The sequence below is a fragment of the Nitrosomonas sp. genome (assembly GCF_019752415.1).
Lineage (GTDB): Bacteria > Pseudomonadota > Gammaproteobacteria > Burkholderiales > Nitrosomonadaceae > Nitrosomonas.
Genome location: NZ_JAIEME010000007.1, coordinates 1 through 26,486, shown reverse-complemented (window position 1 = coordinate 26,486; position 26,486 = coordinate 1). Strand labels below are relative to the sequence as shown.

The 26,486-nt window shown below is 44.0% G+C and carries 17 protein-coding genes, 2 tRNA genes and 1 riboswitch; of the genes, 8 read left to right on the top strand and 11 right to left on the bottom strand.

The features are described 5' to 3' along the window. Window positions 1-125: 125 nt before the first annotated feature. The 3 genes from dnaK to purB all read right to left on the bottom strand — a co-directional run bounded on the left by dnaK (window position 126) and on the right by purB (window position 4,238). A complete protein-coding gene (gene dnaK, locus K2P83_RS01490; protein ID WP_292926100.1) occupies window positions 126-2,060 on the bottom strand; it encodes a molecular chaperone DnaK in 1,935 nt (644 codons plus the stop codon). Window positions 2,061-2,128: 68 nt separating this feature from the next. Next, a complete protein-coding gene (gene grpE, locus K2P83_RS01485; protein WP_292926161.1) occupies window positions 2,129-2,722 on the bottom strand; it encodes a nucleotide exchange factor GrpE in 594 nt (197 codons plus the stop codon). 139 nt (window positions 2,723-2,861) lie between these two features. Then, window positions 2,862-4,238 (bottom strand): adenylosuccinate lyase, encoded by a 1,377-nt coding sequence (purB, locus tag K2P83_RS01480; RefSeq protein WP_292926099.1) that lies wholly within the window; start codon window positions 4,236-4,238, stop codon window positions 2,862-2,864. A gap of 339 nt (window positions 4,239-4,577) precedes the next feature. Continuing rightward, a riboswitch (cyclic di-GMP riboswitch) is annotated at window positions 4,578-4,656 on the top strand. A gap of 314 nt (window positions 4,657-4,970) precedes the next feature. On the opposite strand from purB, the gene K2P83_RS01475 reads away from it, so the two are divergent. Together K2P83_RS01475 and K2P83_RS01470 are read left to right on the top strand one after the other, a co-directional pair. Continuing rightward, entirely contained in the window at window positions 4,971-5,801 is an 831-nt protein-coding gene (locus tag K2P83_RS01475; RefSeq protein ID WP_292926098.1) for an FxDxF family PEP-CTERM protein, read from the top strand. Window positions 5,802-6,024: 223 nt separating this feature from the next. After that, a complete protein-coding gene (locus K2P83_RS01470) occupies window positions 6,025-8,223 on the top strand; it encodes a cytochrome c peroxidase (RefSeq protein WP_292926097.1) in 2,199 nt (732 codons plus the stop codon). 94 nt (window positions 8,224-8,317) lie between these two features. Here K2P83_RS01470 and K2P83_RS01465 read toward each other — a convergent pair whose 3' ends face one another. Then, a complete protein-coding gene (locus K2P83_RS01465; RefSeq protein WP_292926096.1) occupies window positions 8,318-9,652 on the bottom strand; it encodes a DUF3422 domain-containing protein in 1,335 nt (444 codons plus the stop codon). Between the two features lie 175 nt (window positions 9,653-9,827). Here K2P83_RS01465 and bioA point away from each other — a divergent pair, with 175 nt between their 5' ends. Together bioA and K2P83_RS01455 are read left to right on the top strand one after the other, a co-directional pair. Further along, the gene (gene bioA / locus K2P83_RS01460; protein ID WP_292926095.1) at window positions 9,828-11,162 is read left to right on the top strand and encodes an adenosylmethionine--8-amino-7-oxononanoate transaminase; all 1,335 of its coding nucleotides are present in this window, start codon (window positions 9,828-9,830) and stop codon (window positions 11,160-11,162) included. Between the two features lie 23 nt (window positions 11,163-11,185). Beyond that, complete coding sequence (locus tag K2P83_RS01455; RefSeq protein WP_292926094.1) at window positions 11,186-12,583, top strand: MBL fold metallo-hydrolase; 1,398 nt, start codon at window positions 11,186-11,188, stop codon at window positions 12,581-12,583. A gap of 50 nt (window positions 12,584-12,633) precedes the next feature. On the opposite strand, the gene K2P83_RS01450 is transcribed toward K2P83_RS01455, so the two are convergent. From K2P83_RS01450 to K2P83_RS01425, 6 genes are all read right to left on the bottom strand, one after another. Then, window positions 12,634-15,474: an EAL domain-containing protein gene (locus K2P83_RS01450; RefSeq protein ID WP_292926093.1), complete on the bottom strand. Its 2,841-nt coding sequence runs from the start codon at window positions 15,472-15,474 to the stop codon at window positions 12,634-12,636. Window positions 15,475-15,561: 87 nt separating this feature from the next. Further along, window positions 15,562-16,869 carry a hypothetical protein gene (locus tag K2P83_RS01445; RefSeq protein ID WP_292926092.1) on the bottom strand — a complete coding sequence of 436 codons (1,308 nt, stop codon included), beginning with the start codon at window positions 16,867-16,869 and terminating at the stop codon, window positions 15,562-15,564. 94 nt (window positions 16,870-16,963) lie between these two features. Further along, entirely contained in the window at window positions 16,964-17,449 is a 486-nt protein-coding gene (locus tag K2P83_RS01440) for a substrate-binding domain-containing protein (protein ID WP_292926091.1), read from the bottom strand. Between the two features lie 30 nt (window positions 17,450-17,479). Beyond that, window positions 17,480-18,229, bottom strand: coding sequence for a PEP-CTERM/exosortase system-associated acyltransferase (locus K2P83_RS01435; protein WP_292926090.1), 750 nt, complete (start codon window positions 18,227-18,229; stop codon window positions 17,480-17,482). A gap of 446 nt (window positions 18,230-18,675) precedes the next feature. Further along, entirely contained in the window at window positions 18,676-19,911 is a 1,236-nt protein-coding gene (locus K2P83_RS01430; protein ID WP_292926089.1) for a pyridoxal-dependent decarboxylase, exosortase A system-associated, read from the bottom strand. Further along, entirely contained in the window at window positions 19,908-21,494 is a 1,587-nt protein-coding gene (locus K2P83_RS01425) for an acyl-CoA ligase (AMP-forming), exosortase A system-associated (RefSeq protein ID WP_292926088.1), read from the bottom strand. Before K2P83_RS01425 ends, K2P83_RS01430 begins: the two co-directional genes overlap by 4 nt. A 204-nt stretch (window positions 21,495-21,698) precedes the next feature. On the opposite strand from K2P83_RS01425, the gene gltX reads away from it, so the two are divergent. The 3 genes from gltX (at window position 21,699) to K2P83_RS01410 (ending at window position 23,336) form a co-directional block, all read left to right on the top strand. After that, a complete protein-coding gene (gene gltX, locus K2P83_RS01420) occupies window positions 21,699-23,090 on the top strand; it encodes a glutamate--tRNA ligase (RefSeq protein WP_292926160.1) in 1,392 nt (463 codons plus the stop codon). Between the two features lie 53 nt (window positions 23,091-23,143). Further along, a tRNA-Ala gene (locus K2P83_RS01415) sits at window positions 23,144-23,219 on the top strand. A 41-nt stretch (window positions 23,220-23,260) separates the two neighbouring features. Continuing rightward, window positions 23,261-23,336: transfer RNA gene (locus K2P83_RS01410), tRNA-Glu, on the top strand. Window positions 23,337-23,967: 631 nt separating this feature from the next. Here the strand turns inward: K2P83_RS01410 and K2P83_RS01405 are convergent. Then, window positions 23,968-24,858, bottom strand: a complete 891-nt coding sequence (locus K2P83_RS01405; protein WP_292926087.1) for an alpha/beta hydrolase — start codon at window positions 24,856-24,858, stop codon at window positions 23,968-23,970. 180 nt (window positions 24,859-25,038) lie between these two features. Here K2P83_RS01405 and lpxK point away from each other — a divergent pair, with 180 nt between their 5' ends. Beyond that, window positions 25,039-26,067: a tetraacyldisaccharide 4'-kinase gene (lpxK, locus tag K2P83_RS01400; RefSeq protein ID WP_292926086.1), complete on the top strand. Its 1,029-nt coding sequence runs from the start codon at window positions 25,039-25,041 to the stop codon at window positions 26,065-26,067. Window positions 26,068-26,486 lie beyond the last annotated feature (419 nt).

Here is a 26,486-nt window from a genome sequence, read left to right as displayed (position 1 = left end):
TTCATACTGCTGTGGTTTTTAAGAAAAATTGAAAATTTCATATCAAACACCAAAGCGCAGAGCGCGCAGAAGAATTCGAAAATCCTCTTCCTGCGCCTCTGCGCCTGAGTAGATAGAATAAAAATTTATTTTTTGTTTTTGACTTCCTCAAACTCTGCATCAACCACTTCGCCTTCCACCGGTTTTTCACCTTGATTGGATGAAGCCCCTGACTCAGGTTGAGCTTGCTGGCCTTGTTGATCGTTTTGCTGGTACATCTTTTCTGCCAATTTGTGCGCCGCTTCGGTCAATACTTGTGTTTTGGCATCAATGTCGTCTTTATTATCAGTTTTCAGAACTTCTTCCGCATCATTCAATGCAGTTTCAATTTTAGCTTTCTCATCGCTACTCAGTTGATCGCCATATTCTTTCAACGATTTTTTAACCGAATGAATGATGGCATCGCACTGGTTACGGCTGGAAATCAATTCCAATGCCTTATGATCCTCCTCGGCATGTGCTTCGGCGTCTTTTACCATACGTTCGACTTCATCATCCGACAAACCAGAGCTTGCCTGAATTTTGATTTTATTTTCCTTGCCAGTAGCCTTGTCTTTGGCTGATACGTGCAAAATACCATTTGCATCAATATCAAATGTCACTTCAATCTGTGGCATGCCGCGCGGTGATGGGGGAATATCACTTAGATTAAATTGTCCCAAGCTCTTATTACCCGACGCCATCTCGCGTTCGCCTTGTAACACATGGATAGTAACAGCCGTCTGATTCTCTTCCGCTGTAGAAAATACTTGCTGTGCCTTGGTTGGAATTGTAGTATTTTTCTGAATCAGTTTGGTCATTACACCACCCAGCGTTTCGATACCTAACGACAGCGGTGTCACATCTAGAAGCAAGACATCCTTCACGTCGCCCTGCAACACGCCACCCTGAATTGCTGCACCAACCGCAACAGCTTCGTCTGGATTAACATCCTTACGGGGCTCTTTGCCAAAAATTTCTTTAACCTTTTCTTGAACCTTCGGCATACGTGTTTGCCCACCAACCAGAATGACATCGTCAATGTCTGAAGCGGACAAGCCCGCATCCTTCATCGCGGTGCGGCAGGGTCCAGCCGTACGTTCTATGAGCTCTTCCACCAGGCTTTCCAATTTGGCACGGGTAACCTTGACCGCCAAATGTTTAGGTCCAGATGCATCAGCAGTAATGTACGGCAAGTTAACTTCAGTCTGCTGGCTGGATGATAATTCAATTTTTGTTTTCTCTGCGGCATCCTTTAAGCGCTGCAATGCCAACATATCTTTCTTCAAATCAATGCCGGTTTCTTTCTTGAATTCATCAACCAGGTATTCAATCACACGCAAATCAAAGTCCTCTCCACCTAGGAAAGTATCACCATTGGTAGCTAACACCTCAAACTGGTGCTCGCCATCAATTTCAGCAATTTCAATAATGGAAATATCAAAAGTACCACCGCCTAAGTCATAGACAGCAATTTTCCGGTCACCTTCTTTCTTATCCATACCAAAAGCCAATGCTGCGGCTGTTGGTTCATTGATAATTCGCTTCACTTCCAGACCGGCAATCCGTCCAGCGTCTTTAGTTGCTTGGCGTTGTGAATCGTTGAAATAGGCTGGAACTGTGATGACAGCTTCAGTTACTGGCTCACCCAGATAATCTTCGGCTGTTTTCTTCATTTTTATCAATACTTGTGCGGAAACTTCCGGTGGTGCAATTTTTTTACCGCGCACTTCTACCCACGCATCATTGTTATCTGCTTTGATGATGCTATAAGGCACCATCTTGATGTCTTTTTGCACCATGTCTTCGTCAAAACGGCGTCCAATTAGACGTTTCACCGCAAACAACGTATTTTTCGGATTGGTGATCGCCTGGCGTTTCGCCGAGGCGCCCACCAAAACTTCATTATCTTCCGTATAGGCAACGATAGAAGGCGTTGTCCGTGTACCCTCTAAGTTCTCAATAACTTTAGGTTTCCCGTTTTCCATAACGGATACACAAGAGTTGGTGGTACCCAGATCGATACCGATAATTTTTGCCATGTTAAGATCCTTTTAAAGATTAATTCTGTCTGTCAACTGACCTAAAAGTGGAGATACTCCGGAAGAATTCAAGTATCTTTTGCTTTCGAAACCGACACAAGTGCCGGACGGATAATGCGTTCATGCAACTTGTAGCCTTTTTGCATGACTTGAACCACTGTATTTGGAATCAATTCAGAATCAACTGTACACATTGCCTGATGTTGATGCGGATCGAATTTCTCTCCTTTGGGGTCAATTGCCTTGATGTTGAATTTATCAAACACGTTGGTCAATTGTTTAAGTGTTAATTCCATACCATTTTTATAACTCTCCACACTTGCATTCTCAATTGCCAACGCAGCATCGAGGCTATCCATTACCGTCAACAATTCGGCAGAAAAATTCTCGATTGCATATTTATGTGCATTAGTCACATCACTTTGAGCACGTTTTCGAATATTCTCTGTTTCAGCTTTGGCACGAATCCAAGCATCATGATGCTCGGCCGCCCTGATTTCAGCTTCCTTCAATAAATGCTCAAGGCTGGGTTGCAGATCTTGGTTTTCTCCGGTTTGAATGGTTGCATCACTGGTAATTCCTGGTACTATGGCCTCCTCTTTAGCGTAGGCTAATTCAGCAGAGTTGGCTTCTGGATTATGTGGGTTTTCTGGGCTTTGCATCATACCTCCTAATGACTGTGCAAGCGATATTGGGGTTGTATTTTTAAATTTCAAGCCGATAATTAAAAATTATTTACACTTTGTTCAAATTGAACCGATTAGCGCATCAGTTCTACGCATTACTGGTTGTATTTTTCGATCAACTTTTGATTTTTTTGGCTAAAGTACATGCCTTACCGATATAATTTCTTGGAGTTAATCTCAGGAGGCGATCTTTCTCTGCTTTAGGAATACTCAGATCAGCAATAAATTGATGCAGCGTTTCTTGGGTAATGCCGCTCTTGCCGCGCGTTAATGTTTTCAGTTGCTCGTAAGGATTGGCGACGCCATAGCGCCGCATCACTGTTTGAATAGGCTCGGCCAAAACTTCCCACGTGTTATCCAGATCAGCCAGCAATTGCGCCGGATTGACATCCAGTTTATTGAGTCCTTTATCGCAGGAATCATAAGCCAGCAAGGTGTGTCCTAACGCTACGCCCATATTACGCAATACGGTGGAATCGGTTAAATCCCGCTGCCAGCGAGACACTGGTAATTTTTCACTTAAATGACGTAGTAAAGCGTTGGCGATACCCAAATTACCTTCTGAGTTTTCAAAATCAATCGGATTGACTTTGTGCGGCATCGTAGAAGAACCCACTTCACCTGCTTTGGTTTTTTGCTTAAAGTAGCCCAGTGAAATATATCCCCAGATATCGCGATTCAGATCCAATAAAATGGTATTGATTCTTGCATACGCATCGAATAATTCTGCGATCGTGTCGTGGGGCTCAATCTGAGTCGTATAAGGATTAAATTCCAGACCCAACTTCTCAACAAATAACTGTGCAAATTTTTCCCAATCCAAATCTGGATAGGCGGATAAATGCGCATTGTAATTACCGACTGCACCGTTGACTTTACCCAATATAGAAACTGCTTCGAGTTGTTTCTTTCCGCGTTGTAGACGATAAGCCACATTCGCCATTTCTTTACCTAAAGTTGTCGGCGTGGCTGGTTGGCCATGCGTACGAGCAAGCATAGGAACATCCGCTAATTGAAGGGCTAGCTCGATCAATCTATGAATAATTTTATCGAGTGCGGGTAACATGACTTGCTGCCGGCTGGATTTGAGCATCAGCCCATGCGACAGGTTATTGATATCCTCAGAAGTACAAGCAAAATGAATAAATTCTGCTACCTTGGCAACTTCAGCATTTTCCGCCAACTTCTGTTTTAACCAGTACTCAACGGCTTTCACATCATGATTGGTTGTGGCTTCAATGGATTTAACTGCCTCCCCGTCAGCAACGGAAAAATTTGCCACCAAATTATCCAGCTGTGTGCCGGTTTCAGATGAAAAAGGCGGAACCTCAAAAATCCCTGGTTCGTTACTTAGCGCTTTAATCCATGCTACTTCAGCCTGAACACGATAACGAATCAAAGCAAACTCACTGAAATAAATTCGCAGTGGCTCAACTTTAGTTTGATAACGGCCATCTAGCGGGGATAAAGCTGTAATTGCTGCAAAATTCATAGTATTTTCAAATTTTTTGAAGCCGGAATTCTAGCATGTCTGCTTTGAAATGATGGTGATATAGATGCTATCCCTTCAAACTAAAGTTTTCTGAATACCTGCTTTATAGAGAATGCAGTACATCCTGAAACATCAATAAATTACTTTTTCACCAAAGACGAGTAATTAAACCCAAAAATATTATCAAGAATAATTTGGAAATTAATTTTTCTGTTGATGCCGCTCCAATTCTCGATAGATAACTCTGACAAATAGCACGTCAACTCAAGGTGCGGCAATTTGACACATTGATTTTTTATAATTCTAAATTAGAATATATAAATAAATATTATTATTTTTATAAAACAAAGCCACCCTTGTCGCAAGGCAAGTCCGGAAAACCAACGGATCTCTTCATAGAGATGGCCGGGTTGCCTCCCACAAATGATGGGGAGTAACTGGAACCGGAAAGTAGCAGAATCTCACAATACGCTCCAGATCATCATTAGCAAATGAGACGCCGGAAGCTCTCTTGTTAATTTTACAAGCAGCCAATGGTGCAGTGTAATCTTTAAAGTAGTGACTTAAGGAAACACTGATTAATTCGGCGAACGAGATGAAGCACGAGGCGCACGGAACGCAACAACCGAGACATATCAATATGATAGGCGAGGGAATGAGTGCCGCGCAACGAAGTGATTCGCTCGTGCAGTTAATTAATCAGCATTTCCTTAAATATTTGGAGAAAAGAGAATGCGAAAAAATTCATATCGAAAGAAAACAAACCTGTTAGTTGCCGCAGCAATTATTTCTGCTACTACACTGGTAAGCACGAGTGTATATGCAGCTGGTGCAGTGGGATTCCAAGCTTGGACTGCTGGTAACGATCTTCTTGCGGGTAGCAGCATTTCCGCCGCCAATTCTGGACTGAAAAGTGGCTATGCCGACAATCCAGGTCTGAGCTATTCCGCTTGGGCGCATACGGGTGATTGGTTCGTATTTCAAAATCATTCCTCAGTCGATGTCACCCTAACCGTGTCCGGAGATTCTGGTTTTGTTCCTGGCGTAACTGTCTGGGCAACCGGTGGAACGGTATTTGATGGTGGAACTACTGGTTTCGGTGGAGAACTCAGTTTAGCAGGGTTTGGTACGCCCCATTCATTTAATGCAACAGGTGCAATGGGCGATGCTGGTACGCTATGGATGGCGAACGGTCAAGGCGGCAATGTTCTGGAAACCCTGGGCTACGCAGTTTCCGGTCCCTCGCACGCCGCTGGAACGACTGGCTGGGGTGAGAGCATTGTTACCGGTTTAAATGACACGAGCCTGACAAATACATTCGAAAATGGCGTGAGTGGTAGCGTGGGTGCGCACACTGCTTCGCTCGTATTCAATGATTTGGCAGCGGGCTGGTATGCTGTGTATGTTGGTGGTACTGATCATGCGTCTGCAGGTGGCGAGTATAACTTGACTGTCACCGCAGTACCTGAACCAGAAACCTACGCAATGTTATTAGTAGGTCTGGGCCTCGTCGGTTGGCGCATGAAGAAACAGCATAAAGCGTTGAATACGGCTGCAGCTTAATTAGCAGTAAAGCGATAACAGAAACGGGGCGCTTCACACAGATTCGCTCCGTTTTTCTACATGGAATGATGAACTTAGCCAGATTGCAACACGGATTCAAGCAATATAGCTGAGAATCGTGTTAAGTAGAGTTATCTACACACAAGCACTCAAACATATGTACAAACAATCAGATGTTCCTTGACGTACATGCCGTGTAACGAGGAATGTGAGGGGAATTATCATGCTAATCGATATAAAAAAAATCATCAGTACCTTAACCAAGGTATTTTGCCTTACTATTTTTACTGGTTCGGTCTTACAAGCTGACGGCTTCGGTCCTATCCCCATGACGTTAAAAGGTGCACCTGTTCCCGAGGTACCCGGCTTGCTTGATGGCCCTGATCCCATCATTATTAACAAGGAAAAAGCGATCATACTTGGTAAAGCTTTGTTTTGGGATATTAATGTTGGAAGTGATGGCGTGGCTTGTGCCACTTGTCATTTTAATGCCGGCGCGGATCGGCGCATTAAGAATCAGATTGCGCCAATTGGTCGAGGAAGCGATTTACCGCAAGAATTTTCGCTAGGTCGCAATGGATCTCCACGTGGACCCAATACCGTCCTTAAGAGTAGTGATTTCCCATTTCATCAACTCGATGATCCGATGAATCCCACCAGTGTTCCAATTTATAGCAGCGATGATGTCGTTGCTTCCGCGGGCACTTTTAGCGGCTCTTATCGAGATGTCGAGTGGTTTGCTGAAAAAAACGATACGTGTGACCGTAGCGCTGATCCGGTTTTTCATGTCGGCGCTATAGGCACGCGTAAGGTTACACCACGCAACACACCAACTGTTATCAATGCTGTTTTCAATTTTCGCAATTTCTGGGATGGTCGCGCCAACAATATTTTTAACGGTAGCAGTCCTTGGGGAGACCGCGATCCTGATGCTGGCATCTGGGTAAGAAGTAACAATGGTACCGTCACCAAACAACGCTTACGACTCATTAATTCCGCGCTTGCTTCTCAGGCGATTGCCCCACCTATGGATGACACTGAAATGGCTTGCCATGGACGTACCTTTCCCGACCTGGGGCGTAAATTGCTGAATCGCAGACCACTGGAGCAACAGAAGGTGCATTGGAACGATAGCATACTTGCCAGCCTAGCGTTCAGCACGAAAGATAACTTAAAGAAAGGCTTGAATACACGTTACTATCGCTTAGTCATGCAAGCATTCAATCCCAAGTACTGGGACTATACCCTCAACCCTGGCCAATTTGGCTATCCCCCACCCAGCTCTGCGACGCATGCCGCACCTTATACGCAAATAGAGTCAAATTTTGCTATGTTCTTTGCGCTTGCGATCCAAATGTATGAGTCGACTTTGATCTCCGATGATTCTCCTTTTGACCAAAGTGCCGTTGATGAACATGGCGTACCTATTGAATTAACTGAATCAGCTCAGCGCGGGATGGATGTTTTTCGTGATTCGCATTGTGCACTTTGCCATATTGGTCCCAACTTTACTTCATCCGCAATCGTGACGAATGGTATTTTGCAGAAACTCAATCCGCATGCTTTTGGGAATTCCACTTTTCGGATTAGTACCACTAATGTTGTAACCGCTCTATCTTTAAATGGCGGCATGATGTTTCAAGATACCGGTTTTTCCGGTACCGGCGTAACTCCAGTAGAAAACGATATTGGTTTGGGTAATACCGATCCATTTGGCAACCCATTATCGTTTTCCGACCAATATATGCAGCTTTTGGCAGGTAATAATCATGGGATAGTTGATCCTTATGTGGCAGACGTACGGCCTTGTGATCTGGATACTTCCATAGCAATCGATCGTGACAAACCACATCCGCTATTATTTACACGTGCGGACGGAATACAAAAGCAAACACAGGATACCGCTAATTGCTTTAATCCAGCAGGTATCTTTATTCCAACGGCTGATGCAGCAATGGCGGAATTAAACAAGCCAGATCGAAGACGATTTTTGAGTGCATCCAAAGGTTCATACAAAATTCCAACTTTAAGAAACATTGAACTCACAGGACCTTACATGCATAACGGTGGCATGGCCACATTGGATGAGGTATTGGAATTTTATATCCGGGGTGGTAATTTTGAAACGCCCCCAAAAGAATTTGCTAAGATTTTTGCTCTGGTTGACGTACGATTTTCTTCGGAACAACGTGAGGATTTGCTTAATTTTCTTAAAACCTTAACGGATGATCGCGTGCGCTTCGAAAAAGCACCGTTTGATCATCCTGAATTGCCTGTTCCTCACGGCCACGTAGGAAGTAAAGTTGCGATTACTAAAACAAACCCCATTAGTAAAACGCTTGCAGCAGATGCCTTCCTGGTGATTCCCGCAATTGGAGCCGAAGGAAGAAAAGAAGCGTTGCAAGCATTTGATCGGAATTAAAATAGTACTTGAAAACGCTGATTAATTTGCACGCGCAGTTAATCAATATTTTCCTTAGAGAGATGCTCCGGTTATATTTTCCGCGATATTTAATTTAGTGCAGCTTAAAAAATTTATCGTGGATACGCCGCGTAGTGCGCCAAACTATCCAGAGTACGATAGGAATCATCAGTCCGGTCGTCATTTCAGGGTGGATGGGTAAACCGGCAGCCTTGCCGGCTTTCGCTATATACAGCAACAAACTGATAACGTAATACGTAATGGCTGCAATCGACAAGCCTTCCACTGTACTTTGTAACCGCAGCTGTAATTCTTGCCCACGAGTCAGTTTTTCCAGTAATTGCTGATTTTGTGTTTCGGTCAGTATATCGACACGCGTTCGTAGTAATGCACTAGCACGTGAGATACGCGCAGAGAGATAACTCATTCGCTGCGCAGTCGCTTCAACTGTCGCGATAGCCGGGGAAAGCCGCCGCTGCATAAACTCGCCAATGGTCTGAGTGCCTGGTATGGCCTTTTCTCTGAGTTCGCCGATACGTTGCGTTACCAACTTGTTGTAAGCTTGTGTTGCTGCAAAACGGTAGGCATGTGCAACAGTAGCATGCTCGATACGCGTCGCCAATGAAATGAGCGTATCAAGTAATTCTTGATCAGAAGCCGCTTTATTTTCCAATTGTGCGGTAATGTCAGCCAACTGCCGCTCCGCTTTAGTCAATTCAGGGATAAGCTGTTTAGCTACTGGCAGACCTTTTAACGCCATGAGCCGGTAAGTTTCAATTTCAAGCAGGCGTTGCGAAACACGCCCTGCCCGCGTCTCTGATGCATTAAGTGGCATAATCACCAACATGCGCTCAAAACCGCTAGGACGCAGCATAAAATCCGTCACCGCAAGCGAGTGTTCATCTCGACCGATGCGAGATGCCACCACTGCATTTCCTCCAAACCACTGGCGTGCTTGCATGAGCAACTCATCGGACTCGTTCAGATCTCCATGCACCATGGCCAGTTTGATCGCAGCGAAAGTCCGCCCCGGAATTTCAGCCAACCACTCTGGAGGTAAGGTCAAGCAAGAAAGTAACTCAGGATCTGTCGCACCCAATTGAGCAACTTCTGGTAAATTTTGAACAAGCGAGTAACGCGTAAATTCGCTATGACGTTCCCATCTCAAGGTATAGCCTTGCAATCGCAAGCGTAGAAAGTTATTCTGCAATTGTTCAATTACCAGAGTCTCTTGCCCGGGAAGACGACGCAAGTGCTCACACTCTTGCTCGCGTGTTATGCCATCATTGATGACCACAACATAAATCACTAGTGCGGGTAATCGAATCCGCTGGCTCGGGCGCGCATGAACTTCATTGTGTAATAGAATCCGTTGCGGATCATTGTCAGGCAACAAGTCGGATGAATGAATGTCAATGTTTGGATACATACGCAAAAATGAATAAACAATTTTCTTTAAATGCCTGAATGTACCAAGGATCCTACGCAAGGTCAAAAACACTGAAAAATGGTCACTCATAGTCTACAATAACTGATCATCCTTGTAGCTTAATGAGTTTGAAAGCTGTCTTCCGAAATTTTCGTGCTACGTTTTAAAAAATTACATGTCGAATATCAATCGCAGCCTACCTTTATCCTCACAACTTCAGCAGCGAAGCCTTGAAGCGGTATGGCATCCCTGCACGCAAATGAAGCAACACGAAACCTATCCGCTCGTTCCGATTGTGAGCGGCCAAGGGGTTTGGCTTTATGATGCTGCTGGCAAGTGCTATCTTGATGCGATTAGTTCCTGGTGGGTCAATCTGTTTGGTCACGCTAATCCATACATCAGCGCGGCAATCCGCGATCAGCTTGAGCAAATAGAACATGTGATGCTGGCAGGTTTCACTCATGAACCGGTTGTATTATTATCGGAACGGCTCAAGAAAATAGCACCCGGCGGACTCGGGCATTGCTTCTATGCCAGTGATGGGGCATCTGCGGTTGAAATCGCATTAAAAATGAGTTTTCATTATTGGCTTTTGTGTGGTCAACCGCAGAAAAACAATTTTGTCAGCTTGCAAAATGATTATCATGGCGAAACACTCGGAGCATTATCGGTTACTGATGTGGCAATCTTCCGGGAAACCTATGCGCCATTGCTTCGGCCGTGCACACATGTTCCCACACCTGATTGGCGTTACGCGGAAATCGGGGAATCCCCGGAAGCGTATGCCATCCGTGCAGCGAGTGCGCTGGAGCGTTATTTGGCGGAAAATCATACACGAACCGCAGCATTCATTCTTGAACCCCTGGTTCAAGGCGCAACCGGCATGGGCATGTATCATCCTATTTATTTGCAACGCGCCAGAGAAATTTGCACCCGATACCAAGTACATTTGATCGCTGATGAAATTGCGGTTGGTTTTGGTCGGACTGGAACGCTATTTGCCTGTAATCAGGCAGACATCACGCCGGATTTTCTATGTCTATCCAAAGGTCTGAGTGGCGGATATTTGCCACTGTCAGTTGTGATGACTTCTGATACGGTTTTTCAGGCTTTTTATGATGACAAAACAGCACATGCATTTTTACACTCACATTCGCATACCGGCAATGCATTAGCTTGCCGGGCTGCATTAGCCACGCTGGATATTTTTGAACATGATCATGTCATTGAGGCCAACAAAATTAAATCGGCCTATCTGAATAAAATTGCAGCACCGCTCGCAGATCACCCAAAAGTCAGTAATTTCCGAAATTGTGGAATGATATGGGCTTTTGAAGTAGAAACGGATGATCGCGATTTTGCAGCGAAATGTTTTCAAGCAGGTTTGAAACAACAGCTAGTACTACGTCCCTTAGGAAAAACCGTTTATTTCATGCCGCCTTATGTCATTAATGAGCAGGAAATAAACTTATTGATCAATGGCACACGACATGTTCTGGATACGCTATAAATTAATGATGGGTATTTAATGCGATGCAACTTACTTTCTTAGGCGCAGCCGGTGAAGTGACCGGATCCAGTTATCTCATCGAAACTGGAACAATACGATTTCTGGTTGATTGCGGTATGTTTCAAGGCGGCCGGGAGGCGGACAGAAAAAACCGCACTGCTTTTAAATTCGATCCTAAAACGATTGATTTTGTTTTACTAACCCACGCCCATATCGACCATTCCGGCCTACTACCGCGGTTAAGCGCATGGGGCTTCAGAGGCCCGGTTTATTGCACAGCCGCAACGGCGGATTTACTCCAGGTTATGCTCAAAGACAGCGCGCATATTCAGGAAAAAGAAATTGAGTGGCGCAATAAATCCCGCCATTACAGCCGATCAGCGCAGGAGCTCGCCCCGCTATATACCGTCACTCAAGCGGAAGCGCTTCTCAAGCAATTAATCCGCGTGGATTACGATTCAGAAATTAATCCTCATTCATCTGTACGCTGTTGTTTCCGCGATGCTGGCCACATCCTCGGATCATCCATCATTGAACTTTGGGTTAAAAAGCATGCGGATTACAAGAAAATTGTATTCTCGGGCGATTTGGGACAACCTGGCCACCCGATTGTACGCGACCCAACTTTCATCCAACAAGCAGATATTCTGCTGATCGAATCAACCTATGGCAATCGTTTGCATCGGAATATGCCCGACACCTTGGATGAATTGGTTCATGCGATCAACCATACACTGATTCATAAGGGCGGCAATGTGATCATACCCGCTTTCACTGTTGGCCGTACCCAGGATCTGCTGTTTCTGCTGATCGATCTTTATCGCCAAGGTAAACTGGGAGAAATGGACATTTATGTTGATTCACCGATGGCGCGGGCGGCGACAGAAATTACACTCAACCATATTGCATTGCTCGACAAAGAAACTTCCGATACGCTGCAGTGGATGAATAAGAATGTGAGAAAACCACAAATACATTTCGTGCAGGATATTGAAGAATCCATGCAGCTTAATCATATGAAACATGGGCTCATCATTATTTCAGCCAGCGGTATGTGCGATGCCGGACGTATCAAACATCATCTCAAATACAATCTCGACAGATCCGAGTGCAGTATACTGATTACCGGGTTTCAGGCGGAAGGAACTTTGGGAAGACGATTAGTAGACGGCGTCCGGAAAGTCAGGATCTTTGGTGAGGATGTTCGTGTCAAGGCAACCATATATACCATCGGTGGACTCTCGGCGCATGCCGATCAGGCAGATTTAATCAACTGGTTGCGACACTTCCAGAAAATGCCCGAAAATATTTTTGTCGTACATGGCGAATTCAGCAATTCTTCTGCTTTGGTTACCGCGATTCAACAGAAACTCAATTGGACGGCACGCATTCCGGAACAATTGTCAGTCGTCACGCTTTAAACCTGTAAACTGTCGGCGTATACTACGCTACTGGCAATTACACATATTCGTTATTCAGAATCTGATTTCATGAAAAACGTAGCCGCTGGTGCAGGCTTGCCAACGTAATATCCTTGTGCATAATCAATATCCATTTTTTCTATCAGAGCAAGTATTTCCGCACTCTCGACAAATTCTGCTGTAATTTTCTTACCAAATCCTCTGGCTACGCTGCATAGGGCGTTGACCAAAATCAGATCATCACTGCTTTCAGATAAATTGCGGATAAACGAACCATCAATTTTAACCACGTCAACCGGCAATTCCCTTAAATAATAAAAAGAAGAAAAACCAACACCGAAATCATCCAGTACAAAACCACAACCCAATTCTCTAATTTCTATCATCAGCGCACGTGCACCGGGCAAATCTTCTAAAGCTGCAGTTTCCGTAATTTCAAACATGACACATGCCGGGTCCATGTCTTGCGTTAACAATTCTTGTTTCAAGATTGGCAATAGTTCGGGATCATTAAAGGCGTGAGCGGATAAATTGATTGAAAAGCTAACCTTGAATCCAGCTTGATATATTTTAGCAACCTGCGCAATGGCTTTCCGTAATACCATGTGATCAATCGCGTGAATTAGCCCAGTATGCTCTGCGGCAGGAATAAAGTCGGCAGGAGACAGTACTGAGCCATCCTTTTCCTGCATGCGCAACAATACCTCATAGTGAGAGATTTGTTTCGATTTAACATGCATGATAGGTTGCAAGTAAAGAACGAAATTATCATGCAAATGGGAATACTCAATTTTTTCCTTCCAGTAAACTAATGTGTGCATCCGTTCACGGCTACGGTCTTTATCAGAAAATAGGTACCAGGCATTCCGTCCCATCGCCTTTGCCTGATACATGGCAAGATCTGCAGCAGCCAGCAAGTCATGAATATTAGCACCGTGTTCAGGAAATAATGCAATACCGATACTGGCTGAAATTTTATGGGTACGATTACTAATGGTTAATTGGGCCAAGCTCAATTGATCCAGTACTTTTTTGGCAACTTCTATTGCCCCACTGGCATTAATTTCCGGCAAGATAATAGCAAATTCGTCTCCCCCCAAACGGCCTGTTATATCATCTGTTCGAATGGTCTGAGCCAACATACCAGCAACCATTTTAAGCAACGAATCACCAGCCTGATGCCCGCTGGTGTCATTAATATATTTAAATCGATCCAGATCAAAGAATAGTAAGGCACCTGGATGCTGATAGCGTTCTGCACGGCTTAACACTTGCTCCAGTTCGTCACTAAAGCGACGCCGGTTAAACATGTTTGTCAAAGGATCATGATCGGCTAGCCAAGCCAGATGACCCTCAACTCGCTTATATTCGGTAACATCCAGTCCCACCGACAAAATCGACGGATCATCTGCAGATTGCCATGACAGATGTGAGTGTAGCCAAGCTACATGGCGCGTTGTTCCATCTTTGCAGTGGGTAATAGCCTCATGGCGTAATTGCATTCTTTGCCCGGCTTGTATCTCTTTAAAGCGGGAAAGCAGATCTTGTGATTCATACTCCGGAATCAAAATATTTAGAAAAGATTTACCCAGCAATTCACTTTCTGTATAGCGAGTCAACATCTCTCCATACGCATTTAATGAAATGATTCCGCCTTCAGAATTCTGTGTCAGAACTATGGCTTGTGCCGTATCTAGCAAATTCCCCACAAAATCTCTTTCTTTACTGAGAGCATTTTTCTGCTCAATCAGCATCGTTGTCCGGGTCGATACTTCCTGCTCGAGTTTTTCCAGCTGGAGTGATAAGGATACGGCGGCTTCAGACAATGTGTCTACTTCGTCTCTGAAACGCGGCGCGCGATCTGTTGAAGTCAGTGACAGGCGAAATTTCTCAAATTGACCGCTGGCAAGAAGCGGGAGCACGAAAGCAACATCTTTTAGTTTTGCAAGTAGCCGTGTAAAAATCAGGAATAATAAAATCTCAGAAAAGACAAGACCAAGCAAACCGATTAATGCAATTTTCCAAATGGAGTCATGGATGTTACTCACTGCAGCCGTCACATCGGTAATGACAACCAAATGGGCCTTGCCGGGCTCATATGAATTAAGGGAGAATAATTTTAGTTGTTGATACTGATCATTCCAGCGGATCTGGATACCGTCATTGAGTGACGATATATCCGGATAAAACTGGGCAGCCTTATTGAGAATTTCCAGATTTCTTTCTTTGTTGGTAAGCGCGGAGATATGAATATTCCAATGCAATGAATCGGGATCATTTTGAAGTAGTAGATTATCCTGTTCTTTAATTAACAAACCAATATCAGCACCCGCTATCCGTTTGAAGGCCAGAAATACATCGGCTAAAGAAATTCCCATCACCACTACTCCCGCTTTTTTTCCTTCGACTAACAGCGGTGCAACGATATACTGCATACAGCTTTCCCTGCAAAGCAGCGGATTAATCGGCCGTTCAGACTGATTGACTCGGCTTACCCAGGTCGCCAGTTCGCTATTGCCATCAATATTCGTATCCAAACTATCCCAGCTTGCATTCAGTTGATTCTCAATAGTATAAAAACGAACAAACTCAACACCATTATGAAATTGCAGCAATGCCCAGTGTTGATCAAAAGCTCTGCTAATACCCTCGCCATCACTTTTGAGTAAAACATTTTTCATCCCGTCTAAAAACGGAATCATTTCAGCCAACTGATATAAATTCTGCGAAGTATTCTTGATCAAGCCATTGATTTCTCGAGAATACCGTCTATATTCGACACCCCGCTGATTGTCGAAATTGGCCATTAAACCCAAATAACTTATAAAGCAGAACATCATCACGACAGCCAACAGTATTAAACTGCTCCCCAGAGAGATCTTCCATCTCATGCTGCGGTACCTTCGCCCCTGAATATTAGGAGTAAACTGTGCTTCTTCTAATTGATTCTCTGAATTATTTTCCATCAGAATTTCTGCTTAGAAACGATAGGAAGCCTGGATCGCGTAAAGATCCCAGTGCTGACTAAGTGGACCTTCAGCGGTTGGATTGTCTAATCTCGAGAGCCAACCCGTACCATTGACATAATGGTATTCAGCACGGAGCATAAATTGCGGCGTAGCATTCCAACGCAACCCCACAGTGATATCCTTAGCAAACCGAGAATGCTCTAAACCATTGCGCGCAGTCGGATTCAATGCAGCCCAATGACTTCCGTCCCGATCCGATCTATCAGTAAAGAGAGCGTCATACCGTAGAAGACCAACCCATTTCGGGGTAAAGCGGTATTCACCTTGAAAGTAATAACTTTCACCAAAGAAATCAAGACCATCCAGCGGCTTAACGTTAAAATTATTATTATACTTAAAGTGACGAATTGCATATTCAGAAGTCAGTGTCCAGCGCTCTGCGTTATATTGGGCTGAGAAGTAGACCGGCGAGAACTGCAATGCACCGGCTTGTAATAATGTACCGGGGCCAATTAAGTCACCCAACCTATTACTAGGATCATAGGATGTATTTAACCATATTCCACTGACGCCCAGGCGAAGTCGTTTGTCATTCGTTTCAAAAATTCCTCGACCAATATACGACACATCTCTCTGTAGATGACCCGGTTGCAGCGCTCCAATCAATGCAAGTTCCGTATCCTTGTCACTCACTATGGGTAGAAATACACCAAATTGAGTCGAAACTGTACCCCAATTGGAAACAGCTGCTTCGCCGTACAATTGCACAGAATCTCCTGAAAGACTTATATTACGTACCCTATCAAAATAAATCGATTGCGGCAACATGATGCTAGGACGCGTAAACGGTACATCACGCGTGTCGTTATAAAAACCGAATGGATTTTTCAATCTGCCAACGCGTATACCAAACTGATTGGCCTCATGCGAGTATATTCGATAATCCAAAAATCCAAAGTCAAGACGTGGCATGCCCGTGTTGCCCTCGCCTGCTCTGCGTGACAACACTTGCGCGGATAGCAATACTCTCGGCAATGGCCGCACGGAAGCATTAAGCCCTGATTCTGTGAGTCCAAAGCTTCCACCGTTATCACTATTTCCAAAAACATCGTTATCTGAAGTCGTAATATAAGCCTGGCTGGCGAATCCATGGATCTGCAGATCGGCGGGAAGATCTGTTCTTCGAAACCAATTTACCGCCGTACTGACCAATCCGGGCTTTTCCTTCGTGCTAGCTGATTCAGTTGCTTCTGTAGGTAACTCCGATGTTTGCAGCCATTTAACGGGTGATTTTATAGATTCAATTTGCTTTTGCACTTGAACGGATTCTTGCGCATACGCCGAAAAACAGCTGACACAAAATAACAAGACCCATCGTCTCGCTATCCCCGGGAAAGCACCTAAAAATTGGCTACTTAATCTCGAGCACGTTAACTTTTTCATTAATATCCGCTCTCCATAAATACCCTATTGCACCAGGTGTAGTAGCTACTTTAGTAAGCATTTCTTCAGTTGAGTTTACTTTGATGGGTGCTTGGCCAGTTCCTGAATAGACTAACCGATCCCATGTGGATCTTAATTGGTAAGGAAATACGTTTAATTTTTCCTTAGAAAAATTTTGATGCAGTTGATCATCATCGGAAAATACAAAGACTCTAATCTTGGTACCGTCAGACCAAGTCTTCAAATGCATGCTAAATATAGAGCGCAACGAGTTGACTGAGAGTGCTTTCTCGCTGACCCCTGTATTAATCACAATTTCATAGCGATCATTTGCCCTGACCTCAGCCTTTATGCCTAAAAGACATATTGCTAGAGCGAAACAAAAGTAGACTTTAATATTTAACAAACAAAGCCTTGAAGATTTTATTCGTATAGAGAAATGAAATAAACTCAAGAACTGGATTCCTGATTCAATACAATTCCACTAGTTAATATGAGTGGGGCTATATTTACCGCAATCGGTTAGGACCTCCCAAGCATCATGATGCTCTTTATACATTCTAGTCAATACATCATCTATATTTGCATAATAAGGCCTACGCATACCATGATAATTTACAGGTGGGCCAATTGGATTAAAACTCAAGCCGTTATATCCAAGCAACCTATTAAGAGCAGGATCCTTAGCGGATATCCAATATCTAATATTATGTTTGACTGACATACGCATGACAGCAGCCATTAGCAATAAACTTAAGTGTGGAGTAGAACGTCTATCCGAAGCTCGCCGGTCTCTTTCGGCAACACTTTCATTGGTTATTTCTGCTCTAGGTTCACGACGCTCTCCTCTACGCCGATCAAACTGTTTCACAACAACAGAGCGTGAGATCTCAGCAATATGCTGACGGGGCAAGGCTTTGATATTACAAAGCGTTGGATCAAGTTGCGTATATAATTCGACTGGAAATAATTTTTCAGGTTGCAACGGGTCGAATAAGATTAAACGGACTGCGCCAATAAAATCTCCAGATGAGCGGAATCGTAAAAGAACATGAGAAGAATGATTATCGTAATTGTCTTTTTCCAGTTTGTCTGGGTAAAGTGAAGCGTCAAGAAAGTCGTGCTCTACACAAAATACCTGATAACGGATTCGATAAACAATCTCAAGCAGTTCATTTGTATTAGCTTCTACAATTTCAAAATACTTCTGAAAGTTATTATACATATCACTCATAAAGTTACCCAGTTGAGTTATAAGTGGTCGGCTATACCCACATTCAAAGATTATTGAGCTTAAATCTTAATCATTCAACTAAGAATTAGTAGTAGTAGTAAATTTGTCTAGTCTAGGCAATGAGTAAAAATAGTAAACCGTATTTGCACAATGTCATATTCGAATAAACGAGGGAACTACAGTGCATTTTCTATCTTCAATCGCATAAAGCAAATACTTTCTCATTCAATAAGTAATATATGCTAATTGCAGCAATCATTTAAGTATATTTAAAGTGAATATTCAATAAATCTTTATTATTTAGCAGAAGAATTGCCACAAAGATGTAAGCCTGTGCACAATAAACAACATATCGTTGCAATACGTGGAATCTCGATGTATTTAACGGCATGATTTAATTTTGCGCTAAAGCGAATAAAACAATCCGCCTCGTGAGTGATTCGAAGTTAAACCAGCACTTCGATCGGTATAGGATGACTAAGAAATGCTGTCGGACTGGCAGACAGACCATAGGCGCCCGACTGCAATATTACTACCAAATCACCAACCGATGCTTTTGCCATTAGCATTTGATCGGCCAACAGATCTAAGGGCGTGCAAAGCGGCCCCACAACCGAAACAACCTCCTTTTCAGCGCCCTGAACCTTATTTCCGATTGCGACTGGATAATTCTTGCGGATTACTTGACCAAAATTACCGGAAGCCGCCAAATGATGATGTAATCCTCCATCAGTCACTAGAAAAACTTGTCCTCGCGATACCTTCCGTTCCAAAACCCGGCAGACATAAACCCCCGCTTCTGCCACCATGTATCGGCCTAGTTCGATCACGATCCGAGCATCAGGCAATTGCCGTTTTACTTGGGGCATCAGGCGCTGTAAATTTTCACCAATGGCAGCAATATTCAATGTCTGATCACCGGGAAAATAAGGAACACCAAAACCACCGCCAATATTGAACAATCGCACGGGTGATGGTGCATGCTCTGCAAGCAGAATACCCAATTGAAAAGTTTTTGCATGCATTTCCTGAATCGCTGTTGCATTCAAATTCTGTGAGCCACTGAAAATATGAAAGCCAACAAAATTTAATCGATGCATACCTAACCGGATCAGCATATCAGGCACACGTTCAGCATCTACGCCAAATGGTTTGGATCCACCACTCATTTTCATTCCGGAAGATTTGAGCTCAAAATCCGGATTTACTCGAATGGCCACATTTGGAATAATGCTTAAATATTGACCCAATTGCGCGACCAATTCCATTTCCTGCTCGGATTCCAGATTGAGAACGACACCGGCAGCAATAGCGCTGCGCAGTTCATGCTCTTTTTTTCCCGGTCCAGCGAAGCTGATTTGCTCAGGCGATAGCGTTGTATCCAATGCCATTCTCATTTCGCCAGCGGAAGCGACGTCCATTCCATCAACCAATCCCGCTAAATGTTGTACCACTGCAGGCATAGGATTCGCCTTCATCGCGTAATGCAGCAAAATTTCTTCTGGTAAATGCTGACGCAACAAGACAATCCGCTCTGTTATTTTTTGCCGGTCATACGCATAAAACGGAGTTGACCCAACACGTTGCACCAACCGAGTCAGTGCAATACCGCCTATTTGCAGACAGTCATCCAACACAGGAAACTGCACAAGCGGCGCATGCTCCGGAGGTGAGTTGTTCATTGCGCGTCTCCCATAAATAAATGCTGCACTTCGTAGAAAAGGAATTTGCGGTCTATCTTACCGTTCGGATTACGCGGCAAATTCCCTTCACGCACTTCAATATGCTTCGGCTGCATATAAGCGGGCAAATGCAGCTTGCACGCCGCCAACAAATTATCTGTATTCAACGGAATAGCTTTCCGTGCTGTCACAATCACCACAATCGCCTGCCCCAGCACTGGATGTGGAACACCGATGGCAATGGCTTCTGCGACACATTCTGTAGCGCAGATGACTTCCTCCACTTCCGTCGGGCTGACCCGGTAACCCGAAGTTTTAATCATCGCATCGCGACGCTCAATGAAATAAAGAAATCCTTCCTCATCCATCTGCACGGTATCACCCGACCAAGCGGCAATTTCCGCAAGCGGTAGGCCAGACTGACGCGGTTTAACCGGTTTAAAACACATCGCTGTTTTTTCCATATCATTCCAATAGCCCATCGCGACCAAGACACCCCGATGCACCAATTCTCCAGGTTCACCCGGCACACAGTGTGAGCCATCCTCGCGCAACACCAGTACTTCAACATTTGGTATTGCTTTTCCGATAGAATTTGGACGCCGATCCAGCTCCTCCGGCGCCAGACAAGTTGAGCGGAAGGCTTCAGTAAAGCCATACATCAAGAATATTTGCGTAACCGGCAAAGCTTTACGTAATCGTTCCAATGCCATGCGCGGCATGGCGCCACCTGAACTGGTGATATAACGCAATGAAGACACTTGCCCCCAATCCAACTGAGCCAGTTGAATCCACAGCGGCGGAACCGCTGCAAGGCCAGTGATCTGTTGTTCTCTGATAATCTGGATAATGTCACGTGGCAACAGATAATTCATCAAAACATTTGTCGCACCGGCATAAAATGCGGTAGTGAGCTGACTCAATCCATAATCGAAACTCAGCGGCAACACGGTCAGAATCCGGTCATCGCGTTGATTTCCTAAATATTGCGTTACACTTTTTGCACCCGCCATCAGGTTACGATGTGAAAGTACGACTCCCTTGGGTTTACCGGTGCTACCTGAAGTATAGAGAATCGCTGCCATATCACTATCGATCGTGGGGAATGCAGTGTAATTCCGGTTTACAGCGTGCAATGCTTCCCAACTCATAACGAGAAGTCCGGCAATAACCGGAAGTTCATCCTGAGCATCTACCACAACGACTGTATGCAAATCATGACAAGACAACAAAACCGCTTGCAGTAATTTCAAGCGTTCCAATGAAGTGACTAGTACTCGAACATTACAATCGACCAGAATGTAAACCACCTGTTCGGGTTTTAATATCGGATTCACTGGAACAAATACACCACTTGCCGCAGAGGCAGCAAATAATGCCACAACTGTTTCCAGGCGTTTCTCAAGATAAACAGCGACGCGCTCACCGCGGCTTAAGCCTATTGCACGCAAACCATTTGCTTTTGTTTCTATTTCTCCGGCCAGAAAGGAATAACTCATTGTTTGATTTCGGTACAATAATGCCTCAGCATCGGGTATACGATCAGCCGCTTGAAAAATCAGATCATGAATTAAGTCAGTCATTTATCAAATTCTTTATTGTCATACAGGCAGAAAAAATCAATTGAATTAGATTGTTAATATTATAATCGGCTTTAGCTCACAAGTTGTTATCAACATGCATCAAACTGGCCAAAGTCTGGGCAAAAGAAACACCGTCTTTGCGGAATCGCGTAAACTATCGAATCCTTATACTTAGTTAGCATAACAGTAGACACAACAATCATGATGGTACGTACACGATTTGCACCGAGCCCGACCGGTTATCTCCACATTGGTGGCGCACGCACCGCTCTTTTTTCCTGGGCCTATGCACGAAAACATGGCGGTAAATTCATTCTGCGCATTGAAGATACTGATCTAGAACGTTCGACCCAGCAGTCGATACAAGCAATCCTCGATGGCATGGCATGGCTAGGACTGGATTATGATGAAGGACCGTTCTATCAGATGCAGCGATTAGCACGTTACCATGAAGTTGCCGAACAATTGTTACAGAATAACCAAGCCTATTATTGCTACGCCACCAAAGAAGAATTGGAAGAAATGCGTGAGCAGCAATTGGCGGCCGGCCTAAAACCACGCTACGATGGTCGCTGGCGTGATTCCAAAAAAACGCCGCCCGCCGGTGTCAAACCAGTGCTTCGATTCAAAAATCCAATGCAAGGCCATGTCACAATTAATGACCAAATCAAGGGACGCATTACTGTCGCCAATAGTGAATTGGATGATTTGGTGTTGTTACGCGGTGACGGCGTGCCGACTTATAATTTCAGTGTAGTGATTGACGATCTGGATATGAACATCAGCCATGTCATTCGCGGCGATGATCACGTGAATAACACGCCGCGCCAAATCAATATTCTTAAAGCTCTGAACGCGCCGTTACCAGAATATGCGCATGTCCCCATGATATTGGGTGCCAATGGCGAGCGTTTATCCAAACGACATGGCGCTGTCTCAGTTATTCAATATCGTGAAAACGGTTATTTGCCAGAAGCTCTAACGAACTATCTGGCAAGACTTGGATGGTCGCATGGCGATGAAGAAATATTCAGCCGCGAGCAACTGGTTGAGTGGTTTGACTTATCGGCGATTAGCCGCTCCCCAGCCAAATTCAATCCGGAGAAACTACATTGGATCAATCAGCAGTATCTTAAAAAAACCGATAATGCGCGTTTGGCTGAATTGGTCATTCCTTTCCTGGCAAAAGATGATTGCCACGTTACCGGCGGTCCTGATTTAGCACTTGTTGTCGATTTACTAAAGGAAAGAGTAAATACCATCGAAGAACTTGCGGACGCTGCCGTTTACTTTTACAGGCCATTGGAGCCCGCCGATGAACTGAAAACGCAACATCTGACCGCAGAAGCAAAACCCATTCTAGCCGCTCTGATAGAAAAATTTAACCATATTGAATGGACGCGCGAATCTATTCACGCTGAAATAAAAACAGCAGCCAAAGATCATGATGTCAAATTGCCTAAAATCGCGATGCCACTTCGGATTATGGTGACCGGTGAAGTTCACACGCCTTCCATAGATGCGGTATTGGAATTGCTTGGTCGTGAAGAAACGCTCGTCCGCATGAACAATTGTCTGAGCAGTTTTGCTGATTGATCTTTTCTTTACAATGAATCAAGGCATCAGTATAATCCCCCTTCCTTTGATCAGGGGGTATAGCTCAGCTGGGAGAGCGCTTGCATGGCATGCAAGAGGTCAGCGGTTCGATCCCGCTTATCTCCACCAGTTCATCACTGATAGAACAACGCTATAGCGACATAAAATTTGTCCCCATCGTCTAGAGGCCTAGGACATCGCCCTTTCACGGCGGTAACACGAGTTCGAATCTCGTTGGGGACGCCAAATAAAACTGATAGTAGTATAAATTCTGAAATTTTTTCTTCTCCGCACAAAATCTGTTCGTAATACATGGGATCTGAATCTTTAGACATCCTAGAGGAATTGTGTCTGTCGAATTTCCGTCACAAGGGTGGTCACATTAAATTAAAATACCCTCAAAGAATACTCGTACTCTTCGCTCAAAATTAAACAAACTGGATTGGCACCTTTATACTCAAAATCAGCGAGATTAAGGCGAATATCTTTTTCAAAACAAGCTTCAGGCAAACTATGAAAGCGGTGAGCGCCATAGGAAACCGCAACAGAGCAAGCAATCGATATGCCCAATATGCTGGCACATAAATGAATCCAAGGGTATAGGAATCGCTCAATATTATAGATCAGCCACCACTCATGTAGCCAACAGTACCCGTGATGGCAGTGGGGGATCCCATCGCAACTGAAGTGCCAATGGCTCTTTCATGTTCACATTCTCACGCCCTGGTAGGTGACGGCGGGGAGATCACCACGAATATCAACTATCTTCCAGCACAGGCAGGAATGAAAGAACACTGAAAAGACGGAAATAAATTTTGTTGGTTTTTTATGGAATTGCTAAGAATTCGTTATTGGAAGTTCAAAACATATCAACATGCTATTTTAAAATAAAATCCCGGACGATTCTAATCTGATTGTCGTCCATCAGCATTGGAGCATGGCCGATACCGGGCAACTCGACAATTTTGGCTTTTGCGCCACGTACTTGCATCTGTACAGCAGTTCCAGCCGTTAATATATCCGATTCAATTCCACGCAAAACCAAAGTTGGATTAGCTAACTTATCCCATTGCGTCCATAAATCAATATCCTTGATTTCACGATCTTTAAAGCTGACTGCAATCCTCGGGTCATAGCGAAAACCAAAGGATCCATCTGCATATTCGCGTGCACTGTGAATCGCCATATGATTCCACTGATCCTCAGTTAATGGACCAAAAGACGCAGAAATCATTTTCATATACTGTTTAAATTCTTCAAAACTAGAAAAGCGCGGATCTTTACCCACATAATCGGCAATTCTTTTCAGAGCAACCGCAGGAATCAACGGACCAATGTCACTCAGTACCAATTTATTGATTGTAAAAGGCAGATTCGGTTGTATCGCTAGAATCATTCCGATCAATCCTCCCATCGAAATACCCACCCAATCCAACGTAATCTTTGATTGGTATTGCGCCTGAATATGAGCCACTAAAGCCATCGCGTCGGAAAGGTAAAGCGGGTAATAATCATAGTCATGTGCATGCTCTAACCAGTCGCTCTGACCTCTCCCCACGACATCCACGGAAATTACCCTGCAGTCCGATTGCAAAGCCTGTGCAAGATAATCGAAATCACGGCAATTACGAGTTAATCCATGGACGCAGATGACAACATGCGGATTTTGCGCATCACCCCAATCGGTATACGCAAGATGATGTGGAACTTTTTTCGTACCATCTGCCGATAATGTGGGGACAAGCAATCGATTGATTGATATTTTCATTGTTTATTTTTGCGCTTATAACAAAATAGGTTAAAACGAAGCGTAATGCTCATGTTGCCCAATCTTCACATAAACCTGGTCTATCGGATATACGGTATATAAAATTTTTTAAATCCCAAATCGATTACCGCTTAAAATGAAAATGCAAATCCATAACTATAACTTGAATAGAAGAGAAATATGAAATTGTCAGAACTCTATTGGCATCGCATCACTCCATTACACTTTCTGTTATGGCCTTTAAGTGTTTTCTATAGTTTCTTCTTAGTACTAAAGAAATTGTGCTATTGGCTGGATATTTTGCCTTCGATCAAGTTACCAGTGCCTGTCATTATGATCGATAGTATCAGTATTGATGATGGTGGCAAAACGCCTCTGCTGCTCTGGCTTGTTGATTGCTTACTGGCGCATGGTTTTTCACCCGGAATCATCACACGGGGTAACTATGATAATCCTGGGCCACCTGACGCTGTAACCACCAACAGTGATCCTCATCGTGTCGGTGGAAAAACATTTTTACTCGTGCAGCATTGTGGAGAATCATGTCCTGTCTGGGTTGGAAATGACAGAGCCGAAGTTGCAAAAAGACTTCTGAATGCACATCCAACTTGCAATGTCATCATCTGCAATGATGGCATGCAATATTATCGCCTTGAGCGGGATATTGATCTGGTTGTCGTTGATTTTAGCGAGCAGAGCTTCGGCAACGGATTGCTCTTGCCTGCCGGCCCATTACGGATGAACCTTAAGTATTTGGGGAATTCCAGCATTATCGTAACAAATGAAAAACAAAATCATCATACTAATACGAGCAAATGGGGGAAAACCTACAATATGAAGCTGATCAATGAAATTGCCTATAATGTACGAAACCCGTTAGTCCATCAATTGGTTTCAGATTTCAAAAACAAACGCGTGCACGCCATTGCAGACACGGATAATTCTTCTTGGTTTTTTGATTTTATACAGAGAATAGGCCTAAATGCAGAATTACACTCGTATGTAGAGAATCACCGGTTTACTCAACCAGAGATTTATTTTTCTGAAGCAGATGTTGTACTCATGCCAGAAGAAAATGCTTTACAGTGCCAGGGTTTTGCAGACAGCAAGCTTTGGGCGTCGCCCAAAAAAGCTTGGGTAAATAGCGAATTGCAGTCCATCATATTGAAGAAACTTGGGAATAATTCGACGCTGCAAAGTCGACTATAAATCCGATCCAATCAGGCTTTTCTGGTCAATTTTCGACCGGCGTCAACCCTAGTTCAGGGCATCATGCAGGTGGCACCGACCACTCATTTTGTTTTGCTTTCCCAAGCCCATCTTGTTCAACAGCATATTTGCCTAAACATCCGGTTGGCATATAATTGAACTTTAGCAATTAAGGGCGTCTATTTTTCCTATACGCACCAATGCCATGCGTGATCATTGTGCGAATTCATGTAATATCAGTCGATCAAACTGATCCGATTCTCACCTAAGAAATCCCTGAATCACTGCTTTTAAATAAAAAATAAGCATTTTGCTTATTCTCTTATTTTGTGAGCCTTCTATACTGGTTTAACTTTGTCACTCAGGGGCGATTCAAATGAAGCAATCTGAAATTCAAGATAAATTTAAGTCAGAAAATT

Coding starts and splice junctions, on each gene's coding strand:
- dnaK (WP_292926100.1), bottom strand. CDS start 2,060: ATGGCAAAAATTATCGGTATCGATCTGGGTACCACCAACTCTTGTGTA.
- grpE (WP_292926161.1), bottom strand. CDS start 2,722: ATGCAAAGCCCAGAAAACCCACATAATCCAGAAGCCAACTCTGCTGAA.
- purB (WP_292926099.1), bottom strand. CDS start 4,238: ATGAATTTTGCAGCAATTACAGCTTTATCCCCGCTAGATGGCCGTTAT.
- K2P83_RS01475 (WP_292926098.1), top strand. CDS start 4,971: ATGCGAAAAAATTCATATCGAAAGAAAACAAACCTGTTAGTTGCCGCA.
- K2P83_RS01470 (WP_292926097.1), top strand. CDS start 6,025: ATGCTAATCGATATAAAAAAAATCATCAGTACCTTAACCAAGGTATTT.
- K2P83_RS01465 (WP_292926096.1), bottom strand. CDS start 9,652: ATGTATCCAAACATTGACATTCATTCATCCGACTTGTTGCCTGACAAT.
- bioA (WP_292926095.1), top strand. CDS start 9,828: ATGTCGAATATCAATCGCAGCCTACCTTTATCCTCACAACTTCAGCAG.
- K2P83_RS01455 (WP_292926094.1), top strand. CDS start 11,186: ATGCAACTTACTTTCTTAGGCGCAGCCGGTGAAGTGACCGGATCCAGT.
- K2P83_RS01450 (WP_292926093.1), bottom strand. CDS start 15,474: ATGAGATGGAAGATCTCTCTGGGGAGCAGTTTAATACTGTTGGCTGTC.
- K2P83_RS01435 (WP_292926090.1), bottom strand. CDS start 18,229: ATGAGTGATATGTATAATAACTTTCAGAAGTATTTTGAAATTGTAGAA.
- K2P83_RS01430 (WP_292926089.1), bottom strand. CDS start 19,911: ATGAACAACTCACCTCCGGAGCATGCGCCGCTTGTGCAGTTTCCTGTG.
- K2P83_RS01425 (WP_292926088.1), bottom strand. CDS start 21,494: ATGACTGACTTAATTCATGATCTGATTTTTCAAGCGGCTGATCGTATA.
- gltX (WP_292926160.1), top strand. CDS start 21,699: ATGGTACGTACACGATTTGCACCGAGCCCGACCGGTTATCTCCACATT.
- K2P83_RS01405 (WP_292926087.1), bottom strand. CDS start 24,858: ATGAAAATATCAATCAATCGATTGCTTGTCCCCACATTATCGGCAGAT.
- lpxK (WP_292926086.1), top strand. CDS start 25,039: ATGAAATTGTCAGAACTCTATTGGCATCGCATCACTCCATTACACTTT.